This window comes from Catenovulum maritimum (assembly GCF_001050375.1).
GTDB classification, from domain to species: domain Bacteria; phylum Pseudomonadota; class Gammaproteobacteria; order Enterobacterales; family Alteromonadaceae; genus Catenovulum; species Catenovulum maritimum.
This window is the reverse complement of sequence record NZ_KQ130489.1, coordinates 177072-183071: the sequence shown is the minus strand read 5'-3', so window position 1 is coordinate 183071 and position 6000 is coordinate 177072. Positions and strand designations below refer to the sequence as shown.

Sequence of the window (6000 nt, the reverse complement as noted above, 5' to 3'; positions counted from 1 at the left end):
AACTATCTGGACAGGCACTTTTAGAAAATAATTAAATCAATAGGTTATGGTTTATCTTGCTTCTATTCTTATTGTTTAGCTTATTTTATTTGAACGATTAGAAGACGAAACAACGGCTTGTTAGTGAGATTGTGTATTTAGCTCAAATTTTAGGTGTATTGGGATGCTACAGACGGTTAATCCTGAATTACAGGTACGACTCATTCTCAAATTGATTTGATTGCTTGGTGTTTAAGAACAGGTTTTATTGGTAATAACTATGCGAGTGGGGCGCTTGGTTGTCTTAAGCCTTTAACCCGTTTTAATTGATGGTTTTTGGCATAAGTTTGTAACTGAAACCTTTGACCAACTGAATGGCTAAATTGGTTTTCTATTCCGGTTGAAAAGGCTAACCAATCTTCATCTGTTAATCCGAGTCTTTGGATTATTGAAGGAGTATTTAGTGAGATAAAGCCTCGCTTATCTTGTCTGATTTGTCGACCAGTCCAATCGACGAGTTCTAAATAATCAATTAATGAAAACGGAATATGACTGTTACAGCGCTTAAAGTTAGGTACAGACTCATTATTGGCTTTAACAAAAGGTAATAACTGGGCTGGCGCGATAGCGGTTAAATTGTCATTAGGTGTAGCTGTTTTATGTTTTTGAGAACCGTCTTTATTTTGATGATTATCTGTTTCTAATGCTTTTGGTAAAATGCCTAACCTTTGTTGAATCGAAGTGAAATCAGAGTTTTCAGGTGTATCTGCCATTTTGGCTCTAATTGGATTTAAATCAACATAAGCCATACAGGCTAAAACAGCGACATCATCTAATAAAGCTTGAGATTTAAAGCGACCTTCCCAAAAGTGACCTTTACACTTATCTTCTAAATTAGCTTGTCTGGCAATAAACTCATTTAAAAAGCGCATAAACCAAGAGATACTCGTTAGGCGTTGGCGATAATCTTTAACACAATCATTCACGACCATTAGCTCGCTCTCGGTTAAAGTATTACTTTGCTGCTTAGCCAGTAAATAACGGGCAACTACAGGTTTGGGCTGACACAAGGTATGCCAACGAAATAAAACTTCATCAGGACTTAAAGCATTCGCAGCATCAACATTGACTCTTAAAACTATGTGATAGTGATTACTCATAACGGCATAAGCAGCTACATCTATGGTGAAAATAGCAGCAAGCTTTTGAATACGCTCAACTAACCAAACTTTTCTATGTTCAAAGCTCTTTTTAGTGGTTTTATCATAGCCACACAAATAACTACGCCTGACACAACGCGCAATGCAATGATAGTAAGGGGTATCCGATAATGAAATTAAACTGCTTCTGGGTTTGGCCATAAGTTAACTGTGTTTATAGTCATGCGTGGTTATTTATACAGTTAAGTTTGGAGTGAATTGCTGATTTGTCAAATCAACAATTAAAAATAAATAGACATGAGTTGTAAGTAATTGTAATTTATATTTTTTAACAATGCCTGTCATTCAGGTTTCTCGGTGTTTGTAGCAGTAGTTTTTACTATGATGCCAAAACACCATCAGCAGAAGATGAGGCGTTAAACGTCTTGGTTAAACTAATATTTAATGAAACTGGCTGCACGTACGGTAGACGAAGAATTCAAGCAGAGTTAAAAGCAATTGGGTGTCATGTAGGGTTATACAAAATATCAAAAATAATGAAAAATCAAAGGTTAAAGGCAATAAGGCCCAAAACACAACATCATTACCCAACGTCAGGAACTGGGCATAAATACGCACCCAATAGGCTTAAACGTAAGTTTGTACCAGAAATGCACAATACTTACTATGTTGGTGACATAACGTACATCAAACACCACCAAGGATGGAGTTATTTAGCATGTGTACTTGATTTAGCAACTAAAGAAATTGTTGGTTATGCATTGTCGACTAGCCCTGACGCAAAGCTAGCAAAAGCCGCATTAGATAATGCTATTCAACGCCATCAACCTAATACTCGTAAATTATTATTTCACTCGGATCAAGGTGTGCAATATTCAGCAAGTGAATTTCGGGATAGGTTAGACACGTTGAATATAACTCAAAGCATGAGCCGACGCGGAAATTGTTTAGACAATGCGGTGATGGAAAGATTTTTTAGAAGTTTAAAAACGGAGCGATTAAATAATATTAGTTTTATTAACCATGAATCTGTGGTGTGTGAAGTTGAAAAATATATTGGGTTTTATAATTACCAAAGAAGGCATTCTGCCCTTGGTTATATGACGCCGCACCAAAAGTATATTAAAATGAAAAATGCAGCTTAGAATTTCTACAGGAAAAATTGACCATTACATCTGGTTCTGGCACGGAGCAGTCCTTTGATACTATCACATCTAAGCGGTGACAACGCTGTATGTAATTAAATGGCCATGGTCGATGCAATTGGGTGGCATAGATACAAGTTATTTTCCATTTTTAGATACTTTTAGCAGTAGAATGAAATATTACTGATAAGTTGAACCGCCCGATAATATCAAGGCGGCGTATGCATAGAATGATGATTTAGAGCTAAACCATCACACTTGTCACTTACAAGTGTGCTATTGTGCCTGTATCGCGGTTAAGGCAATTGTGTAAACGATATCGTCAACTAAGGCGCCTCGGCTTAAATCATTAACCGGTTTATTTAAACCTTGCAACATAGGTCCAATACTGACTAAATTAGCCGACCTTTGTACGGCTTTATAAGTCGTATTACCTGTATTTAAATCCGGAAAAACAAATACATTTGCTTGCCCAGCAACAGGACTATTAGGTGCTTTGCTCTCTGCCACACTTTTGACACTTGCCGCATCGTATTGTAATGGTCCATCTATCAGTAAATCTGGACGTTTTTGCTTAGCTAATTCTGTTGCTTTGATGACTTTATCGACATCGGCACCGCCACCACTGCTTCCGGTACTATAGCTAATCATAGCGATTTTAGGTTCTATTCCAAATGCAATCGCTGAATCACCAGATTGAATTGCAATTTCGGCTAATTGCTCAGCTGTCGGATCTGGATTGACTGCACAATCCCCATAAATCACAACTTGCTCAGGTAAACACATAAAGAAAATCGATGAAACTAAACTTGTATCCGGTTTGGTCTTAATTAACTGAAGTGCAGGGCGTATGGTATTGGCTGTTGTATTGACGGCACCAGACACTAAGCCGTCTACCTGACCCAGTGCTAGCATCATAGTGCCAAGCACAACAGGATCTTCTAATAATTCTTGTGCTTGTTGCTCAGTCATATTTTTATGCTTTCGCATTTCTTGCAACTGGGGCACAAATTTAGGTGCTATTGTTTCCGGTTTAATAATCTCTACCTGGTTTGGAATTTGTAATGATAAGCTATCAGCTACCAGTTTAATTTTATCCTTATCTCCAAGCAAAACACAGCTGGCAATATTTTTTTCGGCACAAATAATTGCTGCCTGTATGGTTCTAATTTCTTCACCCTCTGGTAAGACAATACGCTTTACTTGTCTGCGAGCTGATTCGATTAAATGATGTCTAAATGCAGCAGGTGATAACTTAAAGTTTCTATCTGCATTTACTTTCTCTGCCAACCAATCAATATCCAAAGATTCAGATACTTGATTCATCACAGTTTGCATTCTTTGCACGTCATCAACTGGGACGCTGCTTTCTATTTCATCCAGCTTTTTGGCTGTATTGTAAGTATTTGTATCAGCTAATAAGATAGGTAAACCCGTATTGATAGCTTGTAGACATAAGTTATATAAATCTGAGTCTGGTTTATAACCACCAGTTAATAAGATGCCGGCTAGTTGTATCCCATTTAATGCAGCCATACATGAAACGAGTAGGATATCGTCTCTATCACCAGGTGTTATCACTAGTGTACCGGCTTTGAGTGAATCCAGCATGTTATGAACACTTCGAGCACAAATTGTTACATTTGTGATACGTCTTTGAAGATTTGCGGTGTCGTTGATAACTTGGCAATTAAGGTGATTAACAACATCACTGACTCTAGGCGCGAGTAAACTCGGGGTAAAAGGGATTTTGCCGATGCATTTTAAGTCTAAGCCTTTTAATTCAATATCGGTTGGCACATTTTGAATTAGTTCGCTATCTATTGGTAATACGGCATCTTGGGTTTGTACTTGCGCCCCAACTTTATTCAGCACATAACCTAAAATTTGGCCTCTATTTTTTCCACAATAAGCATTGGCTGTGATATTAATTTGGTTGGCGACTTCCTGCTCATTTAATTGGTTTTGTGCAGCAACTAATATAATTTGGCTATCGAGTGTTGTCGCAATTTTGGCATTTATTCTATGAATAAAAGGACTGTTTTCTTGTGGCACTAGGCCTTCTAAAATTAAAATGTCCGCTGATTGAGAGGCTTTTTGACAAATATCGACAACCATTTCCATTAAGTCATCTTCCTTGCCATCCGCCATCATCTTTTGTGCTATTGAAAGCTTAATTGGTTTAGGTGGAGTAATATCTTGGATGACGTTGACAAAGTTAAGCGATGGATCATTTACCGTATTGCTTTGATGTTGTTCTATTGGCTTACAAAAACTCAATTTTAAACCAAGCTTATCTAACGCATTTAATAAACCCAAACAAACTGAAGTTAAGCCTGTACCATAACCAGTTGGGGCAACGAAAAAGCTATGTCTCATGTTATTCTCCTGACTCGATTATTGATTGGGTTTGTTTAGCTATCATTAATTCTTCATTGGTTGCAATGACCATGACTTTATAGCTTGATGTTTTAGAGCAACTGATAACACCGCTTTCATCTCCATTGTTTTTATTTAATGTTGGTTCAAGTTTTAGTTTAAATATGGCTAAATTATCGACTGTTTTCTGCCTAATTAATGCAGAATTCTCACCTATACCACCAGTAAATACGATTGCATTTAATTGTTCTAAATTGACACTTAGACTAGCAATTTGTTTGGCTAGAACATAACAGAATACTTCTAGGGCAATTTGAGCTTTTAAGTGTCCTGTCTCTGCTAGTTGACAGAGTTTGCGCATATCATTTGTTTCACCTGATAAACCAAGTAGGCCACTCTTCTTATTTAATATGCTGGTCAATTGCTCCAAACTTATATCTAATTTTTTGACTAAAAAAGCGTGTAAACCAGGGTCAATATCACCGCTTCGAGTACCCATAACTAAACCAGCAAGTGGGGTTAAGCCCATACTCGTATCGATAGATTTAGAATTCTTAATTGCACATACACTTGAACCATTGCCCAAATGTGCAGTGATAAGGCCATTTGATTCTGGGTCTAAATCTAAAGTTTCAATTGCCTGCTGCATGACAAATTGGTGACTAGTTCCGTGAAAACCGTATTTTCGAACTCCTAGCTCTTGATAATATTCATAAGGTAGAGCATACAAAAATGCCTTTTCAGGAATAGTCTGATGGAATGCGGTATCAAATACTGCTACTTGGGGTAACTCTGGCATCAGTGTTGAAATTTGTTGAATACCTAATAAGTTAGCAGGATTATGTAGAGGGGCTAGGGGGTTACAAGCTTCAATCTCTTGTTGAACTTCGTTAGTAATCAAAGTCGAAGCTTTGAATTTTTCTCCACCATGTACCACTCTATGTCCGACACCAGCTAAACTTATCTTATCGGAATGAGCAGTTATCACATCCAGTACTTTATTTAATATCGTTTTATGATCTGCATCGGGTAGTGATATTGTTTGTTTTTTTGCTGTTTCAGAATAGTTAATACTAATACTCGCATCAGGAGAATTTAAGCACTCAGCTAGACCAATAAGATGTGTAGAAGCATTATGGCTTAAGATTAAGGAAAATTTTAAAGATGAACTACCAGAATTTAAGACTAGATAGGCTGATTGTTTCAAGTTGACTCCAATGTTAACTGAATTTGGCTTGAACAAAATTATAGGTAGCTTAAAGAAAAAAAATACGAACTAGATCAACAAATATAAATTTAGCTAAAACTTGTAGAATTGTGACGGATTAGTAGACTAT

Annotated in this window: 4 protein-coding genes; 1 reads left to right on the top strand and 3 read right to left on the bottom strand. The window is 37.0% G+C overall.

What is annotated here, in order from left to right:
- Positions 1-257 precede the first annotated feature (257 nt).
- Positions 258-1340 (bottom strand): transposase, encoded by a 1083-nt coding sequence (locus tag XM47_RS10115; protein ID WP_077066530.1) that lies wholly within the window; start codon positions 1338-1340, stop codon positions 258-260.
- Between the two features lie 137 nt (positions 1341-1477).
- Here XM47_RS10115 and XM47_RS10110 point away from each other — a divergent pair, with 137 nt between their 5' ends.
- On the top strand, positions 1478-2284 hold the full coding sequence (locus XM47_RS10110; RefSeq protein ID WP_048692192.1) for an IS3 family transposase: 807 nt from the start codon (positions 1478-1480) through the stop codon (positions 2282-2284).
- Positions 2285-2560: 276 nt separating this feature from the next.
- Here XM47_RS10110 and pta read toward each other — a convergent pair whose 3' ends face one another.
- Positions 2561-4663: a phosphate acetyltransferase gene (gene pta / locus XM47_RS10105; protein ID WP_048692191.1), complete on the bottom strand. Its 2103-nt coding sequence runs from the start codon at positions 4661-4663 to the stop codon at positions 2561-2563.
- A 1-nt stretch (position 4664) separates the two neighbouring features.
- Positions 4665-5870 (bottom strand): acetate/propionate family kinase, encoded by a 1206-nt coding sequence (locus XM47_RS10100; protein WP_048692190.1) that lies wholly within the window; start codon positions 5868-5870, stop codon positions 4665-4667.
- Positions 5871-6000: the final 130 nt, after the last annotated feature.